Below are 21,691 nucleotides of genomic sequence, written 5' to 3'. Positions count from 1 at the left end.
GCTTCGGGGCTCCCGGGTGGTTCGTCTGGCGGGCGGCATGGCTTGCCGTCCGCCGCCCATTGTGCGGCATTTGCGGGTGAGGGCGGTTTTTCCGCCGTGGTTCATCGACAGTCCGTGGCCGCAGCCGCTATAAAGATCACCTGTCCGGGGAGTATGCGGTGAGTGAAGAAATCCTGATCAACGTGACCCCGCGCGAGACGCGGGTCGGTGTGGTCGAAAACGGCATGCTGCAGGAGGTGCACGTCGAGCGGGCGTCCCGGCGCGGCTATGTCGGCAACATCTACAAGGGCCGCGTGCAACGGGTGATGCCGGGCATGCAGGCGGTGTTCGTGGAGATCGGGCTGGAGCGCGCGGCGTTCCTGCACGCCTCCGACATCGTGCGCCCGGCGCCGGCCGAGGGCGCCGAATCGAACGGCAACGGCAATGGCCATATGCCCTCGATCAGCGAACTGGTGCACGAAGGCCAGGAGATCGTGGTGCAGGTGGTCAAGGACCCGATCAGCACCAAGGGCGCGCGGCTGTCGGCGCACCTGTCGATTCCCTCGCGCTACCTGGTGCTGCTGCCGTACGCGCGCACCCTGGGCATCTCGGCGCGGATCGAGGACGAGGCCGAGCGGCAGCGGCTGCGCGAGGTGCTGACCCCGCTGATCGGCGACGACGCGCCCGGCAACAGCCGGCTGGGCTATATCGTGCGCACCAATGCCGAAGGGCAGAGCGCGGAGTCGCTGGCGTTCGACGTGACCTACCTCGGCAAGGTGTGGCGGGTGGTGCAGGAGAACATCGCGAAGGCGAAGGTCGGCGAGCGCGTGTACGAGGAACTCTCGCTGCCGCTGCGCAGCCTGCGCGACATGCTCAACGACGACATCGAGAAAGTACGCGTGGATTCGCGCGAGACCTTCGAGAAGGTGACCCGGTTCGTGCACAAGTTCATGCCGAGCCTGGACGACCGCATCGAGCACTACGACGGCGAGCGGCCGATCTTCGACCTGTACGGCGCCGAGGACGAGATGCAGCGCGCGCTGAAGAAGGAGGTGCCGCTGAAATCCGGCGGCTACCTGATCGTCGACCAGACCGAGGCGATGACCACCATCGACGTCAACACCGGTGCCTACCTCGGCACGCGCAACCTGGAGGAGACGGTCTACCGCACCAACCTGGAGGCCGCGCAGGCGGCGGCGCGCCAGCTGCGCCTGCGCAACCTGGGCGGCATCATCATCATCGACTTCATCGACATGAACGACGAGGAGCACAAGCGGCAGGTGCTGCGGATGCTCGGCAAGGGGCTGGCGCGCGACCACGCCAAGACCACGGTGTATCCGATGTCGGCGCTGGGCCTGGTGGAGATGACCCGCAAGCGCACCACCGAAAGCCTGGCCCGCCAGCTGTGCGAGCCGTGCCCGGCGTGCAACGGCCGCGGCGTGCTGAAGACCGCCGAGACGGTGACCTACGAGATCTTCCGCGAGATCACCCGCGCGGTGCGCCAGTTCAACGCGCAGAAGCTGCTGGTGATGGCCAATCCCGCCGTGGTCAACCGGATCCTGGAGGAGGAATCCAGCGCGGTCGCGGAACTGGAAGAGTTCATCTCCAAGAGCATACGCTTCCAAGCCGAAGAGCATTATTCGCAGGAACAGTTTGATGTCGTCTTGCTGTAAATCCGGCGGCTGCAAGTCCCTGTGGGGCCGCCGCGCGTGAACGCGTCATGGCAGCGACGGCTGCATGGTTGCGCACGTGCGTCGGGGTGGGTTGCCGGGATCGCGCTGATCCTGCTCGCCGTGCTGGCGGCACTCGCCCAGCTGCTGCTGCCGCTGCTGGCGAGGCACCCGGACTGGGTGGCCGCGCAGCTCAGCGCACGGCTGCAGAGGCCGGTCAGCTTCGCCTCGATGGAAGGGCGCTGGACGGCCACCGGTCCGGCGTTCGTCATGCACGGGGTGAGCATCGGCGCGGCGCCGGGCGAGACGGGTGCCGTGCTGCGCTTGCCCGAATCCGAGTTGAAATTCGACTTTGGCGGCTGGCTGCTGCCCTCCCGCCACCTGCTCAACCTGCACGCGCGCGGTCTGCAACTGGATCTGCTGCACGATGCCGCCGGCTGGCACGTCAACGGCATCGGCCTCGCCAGCGGCAGCAGCCGGCAGCCGCTGTCGCTGGGCCGGCTGTCGGTCGACCTGTGGCTGGAAGACCTGCGTGTGGTGGTCAACGACGCCACCCTGGGCAAGCGCTACACCCTGCTGTCGAAGCAGCTGCGGCTGAGCCACCAGGGCCGCCAGATCCGTTTCGGCGGCGTGCTGCGGCGCGACGGCGTGAACGCCGCCGTGCGCACCGCCGGCCGTTTCCGCGAGGACGGCAGCGCGGGCCAGGTCTGGGTCGACGTCGACAGCGCCGAGCTGAAGCCGCTGCTGGACGGCGTCGACATGGGCGGCTATGCGGTCGACCACGGCAGCGGCCGGCTGAGCGCCTGGCTCGACTGGCGTGCGGGCCGGCTGACCCGCAGCCTGACCCGCTTCGACCTGGCCACCCTGACGGTGCGCGCGCCCGCCGGCGCCAGCGCCAGCGTGGCTGCGCTGCACGGGCTGGTCGGCGTGCATCAGGCCGGTGACGGCTACCAGGTGCGCTGGGCCGGCGACGACGGCAGTGCGCTGGCGCTGAGCCTGCACCAGGCCGGTACGCCGCAGGCCAGCGCCGGCGTCGCCGCGCGCGAGCTGCAGCTGGCCCCGCTGCTGCCGTGGCTGGCCTTGCTGCCGGAACTGCCGCCGACGTTCGCGCAGTGGCTGGGCAATGGCCATCCGCGAGGCGATCTCAACCGGGTCGCGCTGCAATGGAGCCGCGCCGACGGCGTGTACGCGGTCGACGTGGCGTTCAGCGGCCTGGGCATCGACCCGGTCGATAAGCTGCCGGGCGTGAGCGACCTGCATGGCCAGTTGCGCGGCGACGCTGGCGCGCTGTCGCTGGAGTTGCCGGCGCAGGCCGTCACGCTGGCGTTCCCGCACACGTTCCGGCAGCCGTTCGTGCTGTCCCGACTGTCCGGCACGCTCGCCGCCTGGCCGCAGGACGGCGACTGGCACGTCGGCGTGGATGCGCTGGATTTCACCGGCGTCGGCTACGCCGGCCAGGCCCGCGGCGAGCTGGTGCTGCCGGCGCAGGGCGGCCACCCGTTCCTGGAGCTGTACGCTTCGCTCGATCCCTCCGACGTGGCTGCCGCCAAGCTGTTCTGGCCGGTCGACTCGATGTCGCCGGCCACCGTTGCGTGGCTGGACCGCGCGCTGGTGTCCGGCCACCTCGACCAGGCGCAGGTGCTGCTGCGCGGCGATCTCGGCGACTGGCCGTTCCGCCATAACGAGGGCCGTTTCGAGGCGCGCGCGGCGGTCAGCAACCTCACCTTCGACTACGGCAAGGACTGGCCGCGTGCCGAAAATGTCAGCGCGGTGGCCAACTTCATCGACAACGGCATGCTGGTGGAGGCCAGTGGTGGCCAGTCGCTCGGGGTGAAGGCGAGCCAGGCGGTGGCGCTGATCCCGGATTTCCACGACGGCCTGCTCGACCTCAACGTACAGGGCGGCGGCAGCGGCGCCAGCCTGCTGGAGTTTGCGCGCCGCAGCCCGATCGCCAGCCACGAGGCCGATACACTGGCCAAGTTGAAGCTGGGCGGCAGCGGCACGTTCGAGTTCCATCTCGCCATGCCGCTGAAGGACGTCGCTGATGCACAGTTGAGCGGCACCGCCCAACTGAAGGACGCCGATCTCACCGCGTCGGCATGGAACCTCCAGCTGGACAAGCTCAACGGCCCGCTGACGTTCGACCTGCACGGCCTGCAGGCCGGCCCGCTGGACGCCGGCTTCCGCGGCCAGCCGTCGAAGCTGCGGCTGGCGATCGCCGGCGCCACCGGCGACCCGGCCACGATCCTCGCGGCGAAGCTGCAGGGCAGCTACCGCATGGCCGAGCTGGTGCAGGATTATCCGTCGCTGGACTGGATCGGCAAGCTGGCCGACGGACGCAGCAATTTCGACATCGGTTTCAGCATCGCGCGCGTGGCCGGCAGCGATGCGCTGGCGCAGACCCTCAGTGTCGATTCCGCGCTGGACGGCATCGCGCTGGGGCTGCCGGCGCCGCTGGGCAAGCCGGCCGCGGACAGCCTGCCGCTGCACCTGACGATGAGCCTGCCGGTGGCCGGCAGCGATCTGCGGCTCGGGTTGGGCGAGGTGATGCGCGGGCACCTGCGCCTGGCCGACGGGGAGCAGCGGCCGCTGGCCGGCACCCTGGCGTTCGGCAACCAGATGCCCGAGACGCTGCCGCCGCGCAACCTGCGCATCCGCGGCCATGCTCGCCAGCTCGACGTCACCGGCTGGGTGCAGCACTCGGTCGCGGCCAGCGGTGGCAACGGCCCGGGGCTGGAAAGCCTCGACGTCAGTACCGACCAGGCGGAATGGTTCGGTCGCCCGCTCGGCGCGCTGAAGCTGCACGCCACGCCACAGCCGGACGCGCTCAGCATAGACGTGGACGGCCCCGCGATGGCCGGCAACTTCATCGTGCCGGCCGGCGAGCTCAACAAGCGCGGCGTCACCGCGCGGTTGCAGCGGCTGTACTGGCCGAAGGCTCCCCCGACGCCGGCACCGGCTGCCGGCACTGCCGCTGCGCCGTCGCGCGATCCCGCCAACACCGGCATCAATCCGGCGGCACTGCCGCCGTTCCATCTGTGGGTCGGCGACCTGCGCCTGGGCGAATCGAAGCTCGGCGAAGCCCGGCTGGAAACCTGGCCCACCGCCGAGGGCATGCGCATCGAGCAACTGCGCGCACTGTCCAGTCGCGTGCAGGTCAATGCCAGCGGCGACTGGAACGGCAACGCCAGCAACAGCCGCACGCACATGAAGATCAGCTTCGCCGCCGAGGATCTCGGCGCGATGCTTGGCGCGTTCGGCTACGACGGGCTGGTCAACGGCGGCAAGACGCGCGACCAGCTCGACGCCAGCTGGCCCGGCGCGCCCAGCGACCTGACGCTGGCCACCATGGACGGCACCCTCTCCATCCAGGTCAGCGACGGTCGTATCCCCGAGGCGGCCTCGCCCGGGGTGGGGCGGCTGCTCGGGCTGGTCTCGCTGGCCGAGTTGCCGCGCAGGCTCACCCTCGACTTCGGCGACGTGTTCGGCAAGGGGCTGGCGTTCGACTCGATCACCGGCGACTTCAAGCTGGCCAACGGCAATGCCGTCACCGACAACCTGGTGATCGCCGGGCCGGCCGCGAACGTCAGCGTCAACGGCCGCACCGGGCTGCGCGTGCGCGACTACGACCAGCAGATGGTGGTGGTGCCGCATGTCGGCAACAGCCTGCCGCTGGTCGGCGCGGTGGTCGGCGGCCCGGTCGGCGCGGCGGCGGGCTTTGCGGTGCAGGGCATCCTCGGCCGGGGCCTGAACCAGGCTGCCAGCGCGCGCTACAGGATCACCGGCAGCTGGGACAAGCCGGTGATCACCCTGGTCGAGAAGCGCGGCAGTACAGCTCCGGCTCCGGCCACGCCGCCACTGCTGCTCGGCGCGAAGCCGGCGCCGACGGTTACCACGCCGCTGCCCGAAGCGCATCCAGCCGCTGCCTCCTCGTCGCCGTGAAGGCAACATCCCGCGCGTGACCGCCCGGCAAGGCCAAGCTCAACGTCCCTGACGGGGCGCTGAGCCTGGCCTCTGCTGTGGCGTGGCACATGGCACGGCCGCATGGCGGTTCAGTACACGCGGAAGCTGCGGGTGGCCGGGGTTGGCAGGTAGCTGCTCTCACCGACCTGGCGGCAATGGGCGATCAGCCCGGCTTCGGCGTGGCGGCCCTGCAGCCAGTCGGCGCGGGCGAAGTTGAGCTGGCCGACCGCGCAGCCGCGCAGCTCCGCTTCGATCGCACGAAGGCGGCAAAAGTCGAGGTAGCTGTCCACCTCGCCGGCCAGTTGCGGCCAGGCGGCCTCGACCAGGATGGCATCGTCCAGGCGCTTTACCGGCGGCAGGCTGCCCGTGATCAGCGTGTGCCGTCCGTGCACGTAGTCCATCACCATACGGGCCGGAGCAATCACTTCGTCGGCCGGCTGCCAGGCGGTATCACCGACCATTCGTTCGACGGCGTCGGCCAGTTGCAGCCGCTGGTGGATGCTCGCGGATCGGGTCGGCGAAGCCGTGCCGGCCAGCTCGCGCGAGGCCGTGGCCAGCTGGTCCCGGTCCAGCGGGAAGTGCTGCAGCCGGGCCAGCAACTGGTTGAAATGGGCCAGTGCCTCGGCCCGGATCAGGAAATCGCCCATATGGCGGCGGCGGTTGGGGTGGCGCGAACCGGCCCAGGCGGGTGACTGCAGGGCGGCGGGCAGGGGGTTCAGGGTGGCGATCTGGGCGTACATGGTGTGCCTCCGGACGGGTTGATGCGCCGCGACTTGCGGCGCGGGGAAAGACTCCATCCCGCGGCCGTTTTGAGTCATGATGGAGATGCAGGGCTTGCATGAGCGAACACTGAGGTTTGTGTGATCGCCTGAGGGCTTCCCGATGGATCGGACCGAATCGGGCGCGCGCAACGGGGGGGCTGCGCCTTATCGCTTCGGCGACATCGTGGTCGATCCGGCCGCGCACACCCTGTTGCGGGCCGGCGTTCCGCAGCCGGTGGAGCCGAAAGCCTTCGCGGTGCTGCTGGCGCTGCTGCAGCGCCCAGGCGAACTGATCGGCCGCGACGACCTGCTCGATCAGGTCTGGGGCCACCGCCACGTCACTCCGGGCGTGCTGACCCGCGTCATTGCCCAACTGCGCCATGCGCTGGACGAGGACCCCCAGCAGCCGCGCTACATCCAGACACGACATGCCCTGGGCTACAGCTTCATCGGGCAACTGGACGGCACCGTGGATGACGCCGCGGCCGCGGTGCCGGAGGAGGCACCATCACCGGCCGTCACCGTGCCGCTACCGGCCGAGGCCGCCGAACCTGCGCCGTTCCCAGTCAGTCGGCCGCCGGAAACGCCGCGGATGTGGAGCGCCGAGGGGCCTGCCCTTGCGAGGCCGGGGCGCTGGTTTATGCTGGGCGCGATCGTGTTGCTGGCGGGGCTGGCTGCGTGGCTGACCATCCAGCGCCACAAGCCGCCGCCCCGGCCTGTCGCGGCCTCGGTGGCCGTGCTGCCGTTCGCCAACCTCAGCGGCCGGCCCGGTGACGACTACTTCGCCGAAGGGCTGGCTGAGGAAATGCGCGACGCGCTGGCCGGCGTGAAGGGCCTGAAGGTGGCCGCCTCGGTGTCCCCCGCCGCCAGCAGGGATGCCGTCGACGCCAGGGCGCTGGGCGACCGGCTGGGCGTGGCCTCGATCCTCAGCGCCAGCGTGCGCCGCGAAGGCGCGCGCCTTCGCATCACGGCGCGGCTGACCGACACCGCCACCGGCTTCACTCTGTGGAGCCACACCTACGACCGCGAGCTTTCCGACGTCTTCGACACCCAGAGCGACATCGCCGAAGAGGTGGTGCATGCGCTGTTGGGCGCGATCCCAGGCGAGGACAGCGCGCTATCGAAACGCCTGGCCGCCACCCGCAGCGAGGCGGCGTTCGACACCTACCTGCAGGGCATGCAACTGCTGCGGCACCCCGACCAGCCGGATGCCGCCGACCAGGCGATCGCGCACTTCGGCCAGGCCCTGAAGCAGGACAGCGGGTTCGCCAAGGCACAGGCGGGCATCTGCCACGCCGAGACCTGGCGCTTCCAGAGCCAGCGCAGTCCGACTGCGCTGGACAACGCCAAGGCGGCCTGCCAGCAGGCCGAGCGGATGGATCCGGGCGCGCCGGAGGTGGACCAGGCGCTGGGCGACCTGTACCGCGTCGCCGGTGATCCCGAACGCGCGTTGCAGCACTATCGCAAGAGCGTACAGGCGCCGGGCCAGGCCATGTACGCGCACGTGGGCATGGCCAGTGTCTACGCGGCGCAAGGGCACGGCGACCTTGCCCTGGCGGAGTTCCAGCAGGCGCTGAAACTGCGCCCCGACGACGCCTACATCCATGCCTCGATCGGCTACCAGCAGTACCTCGACGGCAAGATTCCCCAGGCCGTGGCCTCGTATCGCCGCGCCGTCGAGCTGGACCCGAAGAACGCGGACCGGTGGGGCACGCTGGGCGCCCTGTACATGAGGGCGGGCAACAACGCGGCCGCTGCGCAGGCGCTGGAGCGCGCCATCGAGATCAGTCCGGCGGCGGACACGCTGACCAACCTCGGCGAGCTCAGGTACCAGCATGGCGACTATGCCGCCGCGGTGGCGCTGCGGCGCCAGGCCACGACGCTGACCCCCGACGATTTCAGGGCTTGGGGCAACCTGGGAGAGGCCTTGCGGGCGGACCCGGCGTCGAATCCTGCCGACACGCGCAAGGCGTTCGAGGCAGCTGCCTCGCGCGCCGAACGCTACCTGCGGGCCAAGCCCGATGACGCCCAGGCTGTCGCCTTGCTCGGCCTGTACCGGGCGATTCTTGGCGACCCGGCCGAAGCTCGCCAGCTGGCCGTGCGCGCCGAGGCGCTGGGCGGCCAGCCCGGCGAAGTAGCCTTGTTCAATGCGGAAACCTTTGCCTTGCTGGGCGATCCCGGTGCGGCCCGCCAGCGGTTGCAGGCCGCGCGCGCCGCCGGCATCGCCGAAACCCAGATCTCCAGCAACTACACCTTCCGTCGCCTGGGCTTGTGGTCTCCGCCGCCGCCGGCGGGCACGTCCCGGGGCACGGAACCACCCGCCCCGCCTTCGAGTGCGGGGTACTCAGCCGGAGGATGACCATGGCAACCAAGCTCAATCGCGAACAATTACGCGCCGCCAGTACCCCCGCCATCGGCAAGCAGGCCGCCGCACCGCGGCGACGTGAGGCTCGCGAATCCGGGCGGGGAGCCTCCGGGTCCAAGGGCAGAGCCGAGCCGACGATCTATCGTTTCGACCTTGCCGACATCAGGAGCATCGCCGTCGAGCGCCACTCCCCCCTCTGCCTCGTCATTGTGGTGAACCCGCCAAAGCAGAACTGATCGCCGGGGCGAGCCCGCTGCTCGCGTCCGTTCGCCAACTTGAAGCTCCTGAAGACCCGGTCCCGTTGCCGGGCCTTGGCGGTGCGCGGCAATGCCATGCGTTGAAACCGGGCGGTATGCCACCATCATAGGTTCACTGTATTGCATTGGTTTCTGCATGGATTCCCTGATCACCCTCGCCGAAAACAAGCTGCTGGCTCCCGGCGGCCTCGCCACCGGCGACCTCGACCGCGTGTTCTCACAGTTGATGGGCCCCGCGATCGACGCCGCCGACCTGTACTTCCAGCATTCGCGCAGTGAGTCGTGGACGCTGGAGGAGGGCATCGTCAAGGACGGCAGCCACTCCATCGAGCAGGGCGTGGGAGTGCGTGCGATCTCGGGCGAGAAGACCGGCTTCGCCTATTCCGACGAGATCGTGCTGCCGCAACTGCTGGAAGCGTCAAAGGCCGCGCGCGCGATCGCCCACGACGGCCGCGGTGTCGGCAAGCCGCTGGCGCTGAATGGCTCGCGGGCGCTGTACCCGGCGATCGACCCGGTCGAGAGCCTGCCCAACCCGGACAAGATCGCGCTGCTGCGCGAGGTGGATGCGTACGCGCGCTCGCGCGACCCGCGCATCAAACAGGTCATCGTCAGCATGGCCGCCACCATCGACACCGTGCTGATCGCGGCCTCCGACGGCACCCTCGCCGCCGACGTGCGTCCGCTGGTGCGCATCAACGTGCAGGTGATCGCCGAAGCCAACGGTCGCCGCGAGCAGGGCTACGCCGGCGGCGGCGGCCGTTACGGTTACCGCGAGCTGATCGAGAACGGCCGCGCTCTGCGCTTCGCCGACGAAGCCGTGCGCCAGGCGCTGGTGAACCTGGATTCCGTCGACGCGCCCGCCGGCCAGATGACTGTGGTGCTCGGCCCCGGCTGGCCCGGCGTGCTGCTGCACGAGGCGATCGGCCACGGCCTGGAAGGCGACTTCAACCGCAAGGGCAGCTCCGCCTTCGCCGGTCGCCTCGGCCAGCGCGTCGCCGCCAAGGGCGTCACCATCGTCGACGATGGCACGCTTGCCGGCCGCCGCGGTTCGCTCAGCATCGACGACGAGGGCACCCCGACCGAGTGCACCACGCTGATCGAGGACGGCATCCTGAAAGGCTACATGCAGGACAAGCTCAATGCCCGCCTGATGGGCATGACCCCCACCGGCAACGGCCGCCGCGAATCGTTCACCGCGCTGCCGATGCCGCGCATGACCAACACCTACATGCTGGCCGGCCAGCACGACCCGGCCGAGATCATCCGCTCGGTGAAGAAGGGCCTGTACGCGCCGAACTTCGGCGGCGGCCAGGTCGACATCACCAACGGCAAGTTCACCTTCTCCGCATCCGAGGCCTACCTGATCGAGGACGGCAGGATCACCCGCCCGGTGAAGGGCGCCACCCTGATCGGCAGCGGCCCCGAGGTACTCAACCGCGTCTCGATGATCGGCAACGACCTGGCGCTGGACGAGGGCGTGGGCGTGTGCGGCAAGGACGGCCAGAGCGTGCCGGTCGGCGTGGGCCAGCCGACGCTGAAGATCGACTCGATGACAGTCGGCGGTACGGCGTCCTGAGCCTCGCCGGCAACGGCGACACGTGTCAGGTATCACCAGGCTGCGACATTCCGCGCCAGTGCCGGAAGGCCCACTTTTGACTGGAGTCAATATCCGGCGCATCCGCTAGACCAAGACTGCACTCACACCCAGTCATCACGCTGGAATCGTGGGGAGCATGTACATGGATACTCGCCGGAATAGCCTTGTTTCGAGCTGGTTCGCCGCCTTATCTCGACCGCCGCGCTGGATCGTGCTGGTCGCGCTCGCATGGTTGGGCATACCCACCCTGGCATCGGCGGTGCCTTCGTACGCACGACAGACCCAGCAGCCTTGCGTGGCCTGCCACGTGGGCGGCTTCGGGCCGGAACTCACCCAGTTCGGGCGCCAGTTCAAGCTGATGGGCTACACCATGAAGGTCGGCGACCAGACCGACGTGCCGCTGTCGGCAATGCTGGTCGAGTCGTTCACCCACACGCAGAAAGCCCAGACGGCGGCTCCGGCCAACGGCTTCGGCACCAACAACAATACCGAACTGCAGCAGGTCTCGGCGTTCCTCGCCGGCCGCCTGAGCGAGCACATCGGCGTGTTCGCGCAGGCCACCTACTCCGAGAACGGCGGCCTGCTTGGCTGGGACAACATGGACTGGCGCTATGCGCGCATGTTCAGCCATGGCAGCCACAGCGGCATCTGGGGCATCTCGCTCAACAACAACCCCACCGTCAGCGACGTGTTCAATACCGCACCCGCTTGGAAGTACCCCTACATGTCGGCCGATCTGGCTCCGGGGACGCCTGCGCAGCCGATGCTGCTCGGCGGCTTGGCGGGGCAGGTGGTCGGCGTCAGCGCCTACATGCAGCTGGACGGCGCCTGGTACATGGAGCTGGGCGGTTATCGCTCGCTGTCGTCGGCGTTCCTGCACCACGTCAATGCCCACTTCGACGGCCGCCTCAGCGGGGTCACGCCGTATGCGCGCCTGGCCTACACCTGGAACCTGCCCACCGGCAGCTTCTCGGTCGGCGGCTTCATGCTGAACATGCGCCGCGGGCAGGTCGGCACCAACGACATCGGTGACTCGGTGGCGCTGCCCGGCCCGACCGACCGGTTCCGCGACTTCGGCGTGGATTCCAGCTATATGTACGTCAATGGCGACCACACGATCACCGTCGACGGGCTGTACGTCCACGAGAGCCAGAAGCTGGACGCCACCTGGGGCGGCGGCGGATCGGACAACCTGCACAACACCCTGCAGTCGCTCAACCTCAAGGGCAGCTACTGGTACCGACATACCTACGGCGTGACCCTGGCGTCGTTCGTCTACAACGGCAGCAAGGACGTCACGCTTTACGGCAACGACGGCTCGCCGAACACCCAGGGCGAAAGCGTCGAGCTCGACTACAGCCCGTTCGGCCAGTCCACATCGTGGCATCAACCGTGGGCCAACGTGCGCCTGGGCCTGCAATACACCTACTTCAACCGTTTCAGCGGGCGGGTGCACGACGTCGACGGAGCAGGGCGCAACGCCAAGGACAACAACACGCTCTACTGCTACGTGTGGCTGGCGATCTGAGCACGACATCCGCGCTGCAAAGTCGAAGGGTGATTGCGATGGAGTGTTTTGGCCGTCTGATTGTCGGAGCAGAACGCAGCGCTTTCGCCCGCCTGCGGCGGCCGAGTCACCTTCCCCTTGCATGCTCAGGAGCGCATGCGAGCGGCGAAGCGAACCGCCCGGGTTTCGTGGAGGCTGTTGCTGTTGCTTTGGCTCTTCTGAGTAGTGCGGGCCAGGATCGCCCGCTGCTCTACCGGGGCCCCTGTGCGGCGGTGAGTCGGGGACGATAGGCCGCGCAGCGGGAATCGACCGGGATGTCGATTCCATTTCGTCCGGACAGGAGTCCGGTCGAAAAGCCCGGCCCCGGCTCACGGACTTGCCACCCATGGATGGGTGGCAAGCGCCAAGCGGGGTGGCCTTTCTCTTTACTCCGGGCATCCTGCCCTCCGCCCTTTGGGCCAGCTTCGCTGTTCGCGCACGCATCCTGCGTACGCGTGGCCACGCAAAGAGGAAGTAACTAGGCCTCCGAAGGAGGGCGAAAGCTGTTGCTCTGAAAAAAATAGGCGAGAGCATGGCCCGCGGGCTGATTCCTGCGAGAGGCAGCGATGCGAGGTAACACGCGAGAAAAGCCGGCGGGCAATGCCCGCCTTACGCGGGCCGATGCAAGAATCGGTAGAGCAAGAGCATCGCGCACGACCAAAGGAAGTCCCTTGTGGACGGGGTGCGCTCCTGCGCGTGCCTCTTATCAGCCTTCGGCCGAATCCCCCGCCTGCAGATCCTTCAACAACTGAAAGATCTCCCGATACGCCCGCGGCGGCTTGTTCGGCGCGTCCTTCTCGATGCGCGCCTGGCGCACCAGCGAGCGCAGGTGCTGGCGGTCGACCTGCGGATGCTCGGCGATCAGTTCGGACAATGCCGCTTCATCCTCGGCGACCAGCCGATCGCGCATCGCTTCGAGCCGGTGCATCGCGGCGGTTTCCTGGCGCTGCTTCTCGCGGTTTTCGCCGAGTTCGGCGCGCACGGCGGCGAAGTCCTCGTCGTCGTAGCGGCGCATCACCTTGGCGAGGAAGGCGAGCTGGCGCTTCTTCGCGCCATGCGAGGTAATGCGGCGGGTGATGTCGATCTCGCGGCGCACGTCGTCGGGCAGCGCCAGCTTGGCCAGCTTGCTAGGCGGCAGTTCGATCAACTGGCTGGCGAGGGTCAGGATGGCCAGAGCTTCGCGGCGTTGCTGGGTGCGGCTGGGGCCGTAGTCCGCATCGTCGAGTTCGGTCTGGTTGCGGCTGCGGCTCGGGCTCACGGGTTCATTCCAGAAGAAAGCGGGTGGGTCAGGTGTGCCGGCTGTTGCCGGGTGTTTCGTCGCCGGCGGCCTCGCCGTCGGCCTGCTCGAGTGCGAAGCGGGCGATCGGTTCGCCGTCAAGTTCGATGGTCTCGCTGAACATCGCGGCGGGACGCACCCACAGTCCGTGGTCGCCGTAGAGCGCCTGGTAGACCACCAGCGGCTCCATGGTTTCGCTGTGATGCGCCGTGCCGAGCACGCGGTAGCGCTGGCCCTTGTAGTGGCGATAGATGCCGGCGGTGGGTTGCATGGGCGTTCTCCGCAGCTCTTTTCATTTCGCCGCCGTGGCCCCATGTCGGGTGCCTGCGGCTGCGAACCGCCTATTCTACCCGCCTAATTCCCAGGAAAGCCCGACGTGAGCGAAGTTGCCATCAGCCCGGACCCCAGCCTGCACGAACTCGACCGCCTCGCCGGGCTGGCCGAGGACGTGATCCGCCGCGCCCGCGCCGCCGGCGCCAGCCAGGCCGAGGTAGCGGCGAGCATCGACACGGGCTTGAGCGTGAACGTGCGGCTGGGCGAGGTGGAGACGGTGGAGCATACCCGCGACCGCGGTTTCGGCCTTACCGTGTACTTCGGCCAGCGCAAGGGCTCGGCCAGCACCGCCGACCTCCATCCCGATTCGATCCAGGCGACGCTGGACCAGGCCTGCGCGATCGCCCGCTACACCGAGGAAGATCCCGCCGCGGGGCTGGCCGACGCGGCGCGCATGGCCACGGCATTCCCCGACCTCGACCTGTGGCATCCGTGGGACATCGACACCGCGCAGGCGATCGAGCTGGGCATCGCCATCGAGGACGCGGGCCGTGCGCATGCCGGCATCAGCAATTCCGACGGCGCCAGCGTGCAGGCCGGGCAGGGGCTGTCGGTGTATGCGAATTCGCACGGTTTCGTGGGGCGCGAGCGTGGCACGCGGCATTCGCTGTCTCTGGCGCTGATTGCCGGCGACGAGGGCGGCATGCAGCGCGACTACTGGTACGACAGCGTGCGCGCGGCCGGCGATTTCATGAGCGCGCAGGCGTTGGGCGACAAGGCCGCCGAGCGCACGCTGGCGCGGCTGGGTGCGCGCAGCCTGTCCACGCGGCAGTGCCCGGTGCTGTTCGCGCCGGAGCTGGCGCGCGGGTTGGTCGGCCATCTGCTCGGCGCGGTCAGCGGTGGCGCGCTGTACCGCCAGGCCAGCTTCCTGCTCGACCATGTCGGCAAGCCGGTGATGCCGGGCTGGCTGAATATCGACGAGCGGCCGCACCTGCCGCGCGGGCAGGGCTCCGGCAATTTCGACGCCGAGGGCGCGGCCACCCGCGACAGCGCGCTGGTCGAAGGCGGCGTGCTGGCGCGCTACGTGCTGGGCAGCTATTCGGCGCGCAAGCTGGGCCTGCAATCGACCGGCAACGCCGGTGGCATCCACAACCTGATCGTGGAGCCGGGCGCGGCCGACGGCGAGCGCAGCGATTTCCAGCGCATGCTGCAGCGCCTGGGCACCGGCCTGCTGGTGACCGAGGTGATGGGGCAGGGCGTGTCCATCGTCACCGGCGACTATTCGCGCGGTGCGTCGGGGTTCTGGGTGGAAAACGGCGTGATCGCCTACCCGATCGAAGGCATCACCATCGCGGCGAACCTGCGCGACATGTTCGCCGGCATCGTGGCGGTAGGCGCCGATGTCGACCCGCGCTCGCACATCCTCACCGGGTCGATCCTGCTGGAGCGGATGACGGTGGCGGGCGAGTAGTCCGCAGCCGGTCTCGGCCGTGCCGCAAGTCCACTCGGCAAGCGTCTCCGGCCTTGCTAGCATCGGCACCACCGGCAGCCGACCGGCGAGCCGTCGACGCAAGTTCCGACTACCAGGAGAAGCGCATGAGCGTTCCACCCGAGTCTGTCATTCCGCCTTCGCCGAACGAGCCGATGGCCGGGGCGCCTTCCGCCGAGGAGCGCCAATGGGCGATGTTCGCGCACCTTTCCGCGCTGGCCGGCGCCATTCTGACCGGGGCCTTCGGTGGCGGCTGGGGCTGTTTCATCGGACCGCTCGTGATCTGGCTGGTGAAGAGGGACACCATGCCGTTCGTCGCCGACCAGGGCAAGGAGGCGCTGAACTTCAACATCACCGTGGCGATCGCGTTCGTGGTGCTGGCCCTGCTGTCCGTCATGACCCTGGGCATCGGCTTGATCATCGCGATTCCGCTGTGGGTGATCATCGGCGTTGCATGGCTGGTGTTGACCATCATCGCCGCGGTCAAGGCGAATGAGGGGACGCTTTACCGGTACCCGTTCACCTTGCGGCTGATCAAGTAGAGACAGCGCTGTTCCGGCAAAAAGGCAGCCTTGCGGCTGCCTTTTGCCGCGCCTGCGGAACGATTCAGTAGTGGCGATGGGCGGCGTACAGCGCCAGCTCTTCCAGCAGCGTCGCGCGCCCGCCCAGCGGCGCGATCGCGGCCAGCGCGGTGTCGGTCAGCTCGGCCAGCCGGGCGCGTGAGGCGTCGAGGCCGATGATCGAGGGGAAGGTGGGCTTGGCGGCGGCGGCATCCTTGCCGGCGGTCTTGCCGATCACCGCCGATTCGCCTTCCACGTCGAGGATGTCGTCGCGCACCTGGAACGCCAGCCCGACCGCGTGGGCGTAGCGGTCCAGCGCCTGCCGGGTGTCGGCATCGGCGCTGGCGGCGAGCGCACCCAGCTGTACCGAGGCGCGGATCAGCGCGCCGGTCTTGCAGGCGTGCATGTGTTCGAGTTCGTCCAGCGTGAGGGGGCGGCCGACCGCGGCCAGGTCCAGGGCCTGGCCTCCGGCCATGCCTTCGGCGCCGCAGGCCTGGCCCAGCGCGCGCAGCATGGCGATGCCGGTGGCCGCATCGGTGCGTCGGGCGGCGTCGTCGGCGAGGATCTCGAACGCCAGCGCCTGCAGCGCGTCGCCGGCGAGGATCGCCATCGCCTCGCCGAACACGATGTGGCAGGTCGGGCGACCGCGGCGCAGCGCGTCGTCGTCCATCGCGGGCAGGTCGTCGTGCACCAGCGAATAGGCGTGGATCAGCTCCACCGCGCAGGCGGCGGCGTCCAGCGATGGGCCGTCTTCGCCGAGTGCGTGGGCGGCGGCGTAGACCAGCAGCGGGCGCAACCGCTTGCCGCCGCCGAGCACGGCGTAGCGCATCGCGCGATGCAGTTCGGCGGGGGAGTGATCGGCCGGCGGCAGGATGCGGTCCAGTGCCTGTTCGGCACGGACGATCAATGCTTGCAGGGCGGGACCAAGCTCAGAGTTCGGGTTCAAACGGTTGGGCGCTGTCGGGGGCTTCGGGGTCGAGCAGCAGCCGCACGCGCAGTTCGGCCTGCTCCAGCGACTGCTGGCAATGGCGGAACAGCCCGATGCCGCGTTCGAACGAGGCCAGCGATTCGTCCAGGCTCATCTCGCCACCTTCCATCTTCGCGACCAGTTGTTCCAGCTCGTCGAGGGAGTGTTCGAAGTCGGCGGCGGGCGGAGTCTTGCCGGGTGCGGGAACGGTCTTGGCCATGGCCCGCAACGCTAGCGCAGCGGCCGTCCGGAATCAATCTGCGCGCGCCGCGGAACGCTGCTGGCGTGACCTGGCTCAGCGTCCCGCATGCCAGTGCAGCGATGCGCCGGCCTGGCGGAAAATCGCCGCGCCGCGGGCATTGATCCAACGATCGGCCACGGCAACCAGTTCGTCGCCGGCGTACAGCAGCGGGCAGGCGTTGCGTCGCCACGGCGGCAGCTGCGCCTGCTGGAACAGGTCGCGCAGCTCGCGCGTATGCGCGTCGCCGTCGGGGCGGATGCGCTCGCCGCCGCGGCGCAGGCGCACGAGCAGCGGCTCGGCAAGACGGGTGCCTTCGACCGTCAGCGACAGTTCGCCGCCCTCGGGCAGCGCCAGCGGCTCGCCGTGCCAGGTTGCCTGCCAGCCGGCGTCGACGGCGCGCTCCGGAGGCAGGGCCCACAGGCGCCCTTTCCAGAGATGCAGCTCGGCGCCAGCCCAGCGGATGCACGGCAACCGGCCCGGGCGTGCGCCGCACTGGCGCTCGATCTGCCGGCGTTGGGCGCTGGTGGGCGCGGGCAGGCCACGCAGGTGCAGCCAGTGGTCGAGCAGCGGCTCGCGCAGCGCAGGCATCAGCGCCAGCCAGCCGGCGGTTTCGAGGCTGCCACTGGCCGGGTCGTGCAGGGCATCGAACGCGGTCAGCCATTGCAGGCGCAGCGCCTCTGCAGCAGCGCGGCAGAGCGCTGCGCTGTGCAGGATCGAATCCGCCGCCTGGGGCCAGCAAGGCGCCAGCCGCGGCAGGATCTCGTGGCGCAGGCGGTTGCGCGCCAGCGAGGTATCGGCGTTGGACGGGTCGTCGATGACATCCAGCCGTTGCGCCTCGACGTAGTCGCGCAGCTGCTGCCGCGACAACGCCAGCAGCGGCCGCCACAGCTGGCCGCGGCCGAACGGGCGCAGCGTGCGCATGCCGCCGAGCCCTTCCGGGCCGGCGCCGCGCAGAAGTTTCAGCAGCACGGTCTCGACCTGGTCGTCGCGGTGGTGGCCGAGCAGCAGGTATTCGCCGTCGCGCAGCTGCGCGGCCAGTGCGGCGTGGCGCGCGTGGCGCGCGGCCGCTTCCAGGCCGTTGCCGGCGCCTCGCTCGACCTGCACGCACAGCATTTCGCACGGCAGCCCCAGCGCAGCGCAGAAGTGTCGGCAATGTTCCGCCCAGGCGGCGCTGTCGGGGTGCAGTCCGTGGTCGACGTGCAGCGCGCGCAGGCCGCGCCTGCGCGCCTCGGGCAATTGCGTCAGCGCGTGCAGCAGGGCGGTGGAATCCGGGCCGCCGCTGAAGGCGACGCACAGCGGGGCCGGCGGCATGGCCGCGAGGGAGGCCTGCAGATGTGCTTGCAGCGGGTTGCTCACTTCTTGCTGTCGCGTGGCCGAACGTAGAGATGCTTGCCATTGCCGATCTGGCGTTCCTCGGTCTCGAACAGGCCGATGCCCTTGATCAGACCGCTAAGCTTGGCGTAGCCGTAGTTGCGCGAGTCGAAGTCGGGAGACTGCTTGCTGACGATCTGGCCGACGCGCGCGAGCTGTGCCCAGCCGGTGTCATCATCGGAGGCGGCCTCGATCGCGTTGCGTAGCAGGTTCAGCAAACGCGTATCTCCACGCAGTTCCTTCGCAGAGCGCTGTTTTGGTGCAGCCTCGGTTTCAGCTTCGGCAGTTCCGGCCAGCACCTCGGTGTAGATGAACTTGTCGCAGGCGGTGCGGAACGGCTCGGGCGTCTTCTTCTCGCCGAAGCCGTAGACGATGCGCCCGGATTCGCGAATGCGCGAGGCGAGCCGGGTGAAGTCGCTGTCGCTGGATACGATGCAGAAACCGTCGAAGCGTTCGGCATAGAGCAGGTCCATCGCATCGATGATCATCGCCGAGTCGGTGGCGTTCTTGCCGACGGTGTAGCGGAACTGCTGGATCGGCTGGATCGAGTGGCGCAGCAGCACTTCCTTCCAGCCGTTGAGGTCGGGCTTGGTCCAGTCGCCATAGATGCGCTTGACGTGCGCGGTGCCGTACTTCGCCACCTCGGCGAGCAGGCCTTCGACGATCGCTGGGCGGGCGTTGTCGGCGTCGATCAGCACGGCGAGCTTGTCGTGGGCCATGACGGGCTCCTGGGCGGCAAAGGAATGACAGGGATGGTAGCGCCTTGCCGGGATGCCACAACGCTGTTCGTGGGTTTGAGGGCCACCTTCACGGACCAGTCACGAGATGGGTGGCCGACCAAAGCGAAGCCCCGGTCAGGGGCCGGGGCTTCGCTTTGGTCGGCAGCAATGCGCCGGGTTTCAATGGATGCCGTGGTCAAAGCCATGAGGTGGCGTGATACCGGTAAAGTCCCCGACCGCCTTGGCGTCGTAGGGCCCGTTGAGCTGGTTGAAACCGTCGCCGGGCGCGTTGAGCGCGCCCTGCTGGAACACGATCTTTCCCGCGGGCGTGACCTCGATGACACGCTGGTTGAATTGATCGCTGATCAGCGTATCGCCATTGCGCAAACGCAGTGCCCGGGTTGGCAGCGGCGCGGGGTTGCTGCCCGGGTCGGTGTTGGTGACGTACTGCCAGACGACGTGGTCGTTGCGGTCGACTTCGACGGCGCGGTTGTTGTTGGAGTCGGTGATCAGCGTGTCGCCGTTGTCCAGCCGGCTGGCGAATGCGGCGCCGTTCACCGTGCCCATGGCGGTGAATTGCTTCACGATCTGCAGGCTGGGAGTAACCTCGATGACCCGGTTGTTGCTTTCGTCGGCTATCAGGATGTGGCCGTTTTCCAGCACTTCCGCGCTGTTGGGATTGCTGAGCTGGTTCGGGCCATTGCCGGCCACGCCGGTGGTGCCGTATTGCCAGACGATCTTGTGTCCCAGGTTGACCATGATGACGCGCTGGTTGCCCTGGTCGGTAATCAGCACATGCGCACCCGGATGATGCGGAAAGCTGGTCAGGAAGAGGGAGTGCACCGGGGTATTCAGCTCGTTCGGGCCCGAACCGGTGATACCTGCCTTGCCGTACTGCCAGCGAATGTCCCCGCCGCGATCGACGATCAGCACGCGATTGTCGGGACAGCCGCTGATCGGGTCGGCACAGCCGGGGAGCGCGGGATTGCTGGGCGGGATGCCGGTGCCCGAGATCAGCGTGAAGGCGCCGAAGCGCTCGGCATCGTTGACGCCCACGATGCTCCTCGGGCCGGGCAGGTCCGAGCCGTTGCCGAAATGCCACAGCACGCGATGAGTGTCGCGGTCGATTTCGATGACGCGATTGTTGAACTGATCCGCAATGAGGAGGGAGGGGCGCGCCTCCTCGCGGGCTGGCACAGCCGGGGAGAAGAAAATGCCGCCGATTGCCGTGGCAATGGCAAGCGCGAGCAGTACGCGCTGTGGCATCGTCGTTGCTGGCGAAGCGTGTGTCATGGAAAGCCCTCCACTCGGGTCAAACCGCGACAAGCAGACCCAAAGGCTCCCCCTGACAGTCCGTTGCGATGGCCTGCAGGGCAGGCATCCTGCTGGAATATTTCGCGTGTTCGCTTGATCGCCCTTGGGGATCACCGTTGCTGTTCAACGGAGCGCCGACCGTAGATCCAGCGTTGTAAGTGGCGGTGTGTTTCGCGTTAACACGGTGCTATCGAAGGTGTCGACAGCCAAGGGCCTGCCCCGGAATGCCGGGCCGGAAGCGGGTGTGGCTGGGGCCACGCGCAATGGAAGGCCCCGTTTTATTCCTGATATGCACCGTAGCTGCGCAGGCGCTTGTAGCGCTGCTGCAGCAGGTCGGCGACCGGCATCGCCTCGAGTTCGTCGAGCTGGTTCAGCAGCACGGCCTTCAGGCGGATCGCCATCGAGCGCGGGTTGCGGTGGGCACCGCCGAGCGGCTCGCGCACCAGCTTGTCGACCAGGCCCAGTTCCAGCAGGCGCGGCGCGGTCATGCCGAGCGCCTCGGCGGCGTCCTTCACCTTGTCCGGGCTCTTCCACAGGATCGAGGCGCAGCCTTCCGGCGAGATCACCGAATAGGTCGAGTACTGCAGCATGTTGGTGCGGTCGCCCACGCCGATCGCCAGCGCGCCGCCGGAGCCGCCCTCGCCGATCACGGTGCACACGATCGGCACCTTCAGCTCGGCCATCTCCAGCAGGTTGCGCGCGATCGCCTCGCTCTGACCGCGCTCCTCGGCGCCCACGCCGGGGTAGGCGCCGGGGGTGTCGATCAGGGTCAGCAGCGGCAGGCCGAAGCGCTCGGCCATCTTCATCAGGCGCAGCGCCTTGCGGTAGCCCTCGGGACGCGGCATGCCGAAGTTGCGGCGCACCTTGTCCTTCGTGTTGCGGCCTTTCTGGTGGCCGATGATCACCACCGCCCGGCCGTTGATGCGGCCGAGGCCACCCACGATGGCGGCGTCGTCCGCGTACATGCGGTCGCCGGCCAGCTCGTGGAACTCCTCGCAGATCACGCCGATGTAGTCGAGCGTGTACGGCCGCGCCGGGTGGCGCGAAAGCTGGGTGGTCTGCCACGAGTTGAGGTTGCGGAAGATCTCGGCGGTCTTGACCTTGAGCTTCTCGCGCAGGCGGCCGACTTCCTCGTCGATGTTGAACGCCTGGCCATGGCTGGCGTGGCGAAGCTCTTCGATCTTCGCGTCCAGCTCGGCAATCGGTTGTTCGAAATCGAGGAAGTTGGGGTTCATTCGTTGCTTTTCATGGCACGGAAGCGGCCCAGTATACCGTCCCGCAGGAAAACGCGAGAACGCCGCCGTATGGCTGTGACCGGGTCGGCAGATGCCTGCCGCGGGCCG

At 68.6% G+C, this 21,691-nt stretch carries 17 protein-coding genes; 8 read left to right on the top strand and 9 right to left on the bottom strand.

Annotation, left to right across the window (positions count from 1 at the left end):
- The first annotated feature begins 158 nt into the window (after positions 1-158).
- On the top strand, positions 159-1,652 hold the full coding sequence (gene rng, locus DEO45_RS05510; protein ID WP_114341264.1) for a ribonuclease G: 1,494 nt from the start codon (positions 159-161) through the stop codon (positions 1,650-1,652).
- Between the two features lie 36 nt (positions 1,653-1,688).
- Positions 1,689-5,591, top strand: coding sequence for a YhdP family protein (locus DEO45_RS05505; protein WP_114341337.1), 3,903 nt, complete (start codon positions 1,689-1,691; stop codon positions 5,589-5,591).
- 110 nt (positions 5,592-5,701) lie between these two features.
- Here the strand turns inward: DEO45_RS05505 and DEO45_RS05500 are convergent, their stop codons facing one another.
- Positions 5,702-6,352 carry a hypothetical protein gene (locus DEO45_RS05500; protein ID WP_114341263.1) on the bottom strand — a complete coding sequence of 217 codons (651 nt, stop codon included), beginning with the start codon at positions 6,350-6,352 and terminating at the stop codon, positions 5,702-5,704.
- Positions 6,353-6,494: 142 nt separating this feature from the next.
- Between DEO45_RS05500 and DEO45_RS05495 the strand changes: the two genes are divergently transcribed.
- The 4 genes from DEO45_RS05495 (at position 6,495) to DEO45_RS05480 (ending at position 12,120) form a co-directional block, all read left to right on the top strand.
- Positions 6,495-8,732 carry a tetratricopeptide repeat protein gene (locus DEO45_RS05495; protein ID WP_114341262.1) on the top strand — a complete coding sequence of 746 codons (2,238 nt, stop codon included), beginning with the start codon at positions 6,495-6,497 and terminating at the stop codon, positions 8,730-8,732.
- Positions 8,733-8,734: 2 nt separating this feature from the next.
- Entirely contained in the window at positions 8,735-8,974 is a 240-nt protein-coding gene (locus tag DEO45_RS16475) for a hypothetical protein (RefSeq protein WP_147269683.1), read from the top strand.
- 157 nt (positions 8,975-9,131) lie between these two features.
- On the top strand, positions 9,132-10,571 hold the full coding sequence (gene tldD / locus DEO45_RS05485; protein ID WP_114341260.1) for a metalloprotease TldD: 1,440 nt from the start codon (positions 9,132-9,134) through the stop codon (positions 10,569-10,571).
- 163 nt (positions 10,572-10,734) lie between these two features.
- A complete protein-coding gene (locus DEO45_RS05480) occupies positions 10,735-12,120 on the top strand; it encodes a cytochrome C (RefSeq protein WP_223250791.1) in 1,386 nt (461 codons plus the stop codon).
- Positions 12,121-12,844: 724 nt separating this feature from the next.
- Here DEO45_RS05480 and yjgA read toward each other — a convergent pair.
- Together yjgA and DEO45_RS05470 are read right to left on the bottom strand one after the other, a co-directional pair.
- The gene (gene yjgA, locus DEO45_RS05475) at positions 12,845-13,396 is read right to left on the bottom strand and encodes a ribosome biogenesis factor YjgA (RefSeq protein ID WP_114341258.1); all 552 of its coding nucleotides are present in this window, start codon (positions 13,394-13,396) and stop codon (positions 12,845-12,847) included.
- Positions 13,397-13,424: 28 nt separating this feature from the next.
- The gene (locus tag DEO45_RS05470; RefSeq protein ID WP_114341257.1) at positions 13,425-13,685 is read right to left on the bottom strand and encodes a DUF1653 domain-containing protein; all 261 of its coding nucleotides are present in this window, start codon (positions 13,683-13,685) and stop codon (positions 13,425-13,427) included.
- A 105-nt stretch (positions 13,686-13,790) separates the two neighbouring features.
- On the opposite strand from DEO45_RS05470, the gene pmbA reads away from it, so the two are divergent.
- Together pmbA and DEO45_RS05460 are read left to right on the top strand one after the other, a co-directional pair.
- A complete protein-coding gene (gene pmbA, locus DEO45_RS05465) occupies positions 13,791-15,158 on the top strand; it encodes a metalloprotease PmbA (protein WP_114341256.1) in 1,368 nt (455 codons plus the stop codon).
- A 125-nt stretch (positions 15,159-15,283) separates the two neighbouring features.
- On the top strand, positions 15,284-15,718 hold the full coding sequence (locus tag DEO45_RS05460) for a DUF4870 domain-containing protein (RefSeq protein ID WP_114341255.1): 435 nt from the start codon (positions 15,284-15,286) through the stop codon (positions 15,716-15,718).
- Between the two features lie 64 nt (positions 15,719-15,782).
- On the opposite strand, the gene DEO45_RS05455 is transcribed toward DEO45_RS05460, so the two are convergent.
- The 6 genes from DEO45_RS05455 to DEO45_RS05430 all read right to left on the bottom strand — a co-directional run bounded on the left by DEO45_RS05455 (position 15,783) and on the right by DEO45_RS05430 (position 21,583).
- A complete protein-coding gene (locus DEO45_RS05455; protein ID WP_114341254.1) occupies positions 15,783-16,682 on the bottom strand; it encodes a polyprenyl synthetase family protein in 900 nt (299 codons plus the stop codon).
- Positions 16,666-16,923: an exodeoxyribonuclease VII small subunit gene (locus DEO45_RS05450; RefSeq protein ID WP_108472372.1), complete on the bottom strand. Its 258-nt coding sequence runs from the start codon at positions 16,921-16,923 to the stop codon at positions 16,666-16,668. The genes DEO45_RS05455 and DEO45_RS05450 overlap by 17 nt, the downstream gene beginning before the upstream one ends.
- 75 nt (positions 16,924-16,998) lie before the next feature.
- A complete protein-coding gene (gene tilS / locus DEO45_RS05445) occupies positions 16,999-18,300 on the bottom strand; it encodes a tRNA lysidine(34) synthetase TilS (protein WP_114341253.1) in 1,302 nt (433 codons plus the stop codon).
- A complete protein-coding gene (locus tag DEO45_RS05440) occupies positions 18,297-19,034 on the bottom strand; it encodes an NYN domain-containing protein (protein WP_114341252.1) in 738 nt (245 codons plus the stop codon). The genes tilS and DEO45_RS05440 overlap by 4 nt, the downstream gene beginning before the upstream one ends.
- Positions 19,035-19,214: 180 nt before the next feature.
- Positions 19,215-20,327, bottom strand: a complete 1,113-nt coding sequence (locus tag DEO45_RS05435) for a hypothetical protein (protein WP_147269682.1) — start codon at positions 20,325-20,327, stop codon at positions 19,215-19,217.
- A 299-nt stretch (positions 20,328-20,626) separates the two neighbouring features.
- Positions 20,627-21,583 carry an acetyl-CoA carboxylase carboxyltransferase subunit alpha gene (locus DEO45_RS05430; protein WP_114341250.1) on the bottom strand — a complete coding sequence of 319 codons (957 nt, stop codon included), beginning with the start codon at positions 21,581-21,583 and terminating at the stop codon, positions 20,627-20,629.
- Positions 21,584-21,691: the final 108 nt, after the last annotated feature.

The sequence above is a fragment of the Rhodanobacter denitrificans genome, from assembly GCF_003335105.1.
Taxonomy (GTDB): Bacteria; Pseudomonadota; Gammaproteobacteria; order Xanthomonadales; family Rhodanobacteraceae; genus Rhodanobacter; species Rhodanobacter denitrificans_A.
This window is presented reverse-complemented; position numbering and strand designations above follow the sequence as displayed.

Excerpts from the sequence above, each read along its gene's own strand:
- DEO45_RS05500 (WP_114341263.1), bottom strand. The coding sequence starts at position 6,352 with ATGTACGCCCAGATCGCCACCCTGAACCCCCTGCCCGCCGCCCTGCAG.
- DEO45_RS05495 (WP_114341262.1), top strand. The coding sequence starts at position 6,495 with ATGGATCGGACCGAATCGGGCGCGCGCAACGGGGGGGCTGCGCCTTAT.
- DEO45_RS16475 (WP_147269683.1), top strand. The coding sequence starts at position 8,735 with ATGGCAACCAAGCTCAATCGCGAACAATTACGCGCCGCCAGTACCCCC.
- tldD (WP_114341260.1), top strand. The coding sequence starts at position 9,132 with ATGGATTCCCTGATCACCCTCGCCGAAAACAAGCTGCTGGCTCCCGGC.
- DEO45_RS05480 (WP_223250791.1), top strand. The coding sequence starts at position 10,735 with ATGGATACTCGCCGGAATAGCCTTGTTTCGAGCTGGTTCGCCGCCTTA.
- DEO45_RS05470 (WP_114341257.1), bottom strand. The coding sequence starts at position 13,685 with ATGCAACCCACCGCCGGCATCTATCGCCACTACAAGGGCCAGCGCTAC.
- DEO45_RS05460 (WP_114341255.1), top strand. The coding sequence starts at position 15,284 with ATGAGCGTTCCACCCGAGTCTGTCATTCCGCCTTCGCCGAACGAGCCG.
- DEO45_RS05450 (WP_108472372.1), bottom strand. The coding sequence starts at position 16,923 with ATGGCCAAGACCGTTCCCGCACCCGGCAAGACTCCGCCCGCCGCCGAC.
- DEO45_RS05440 (WP_114341252.1), bottom strand. The coding sequence starts at position 19,034 with ATGGCCCACGACAAGCTCGCCGTGCTGATCGACGCCGACAACGCCCGC.
- DEO45_RS05435 (WP_147269682.1), bottom strand. The coding sequence starts at position 20,327 with ATGACACACGCTTCGCCAGCAACGACGATGCCACAGCGCGTACTGCTC.
- DEO45_RS05430 (WP_114341250.1), bottom strand. The coding sequence starts at position 21,583 with ATGAACCCCAACTTCCTCGATTTCGAACAACCGATTGCCGAGCTGGAC.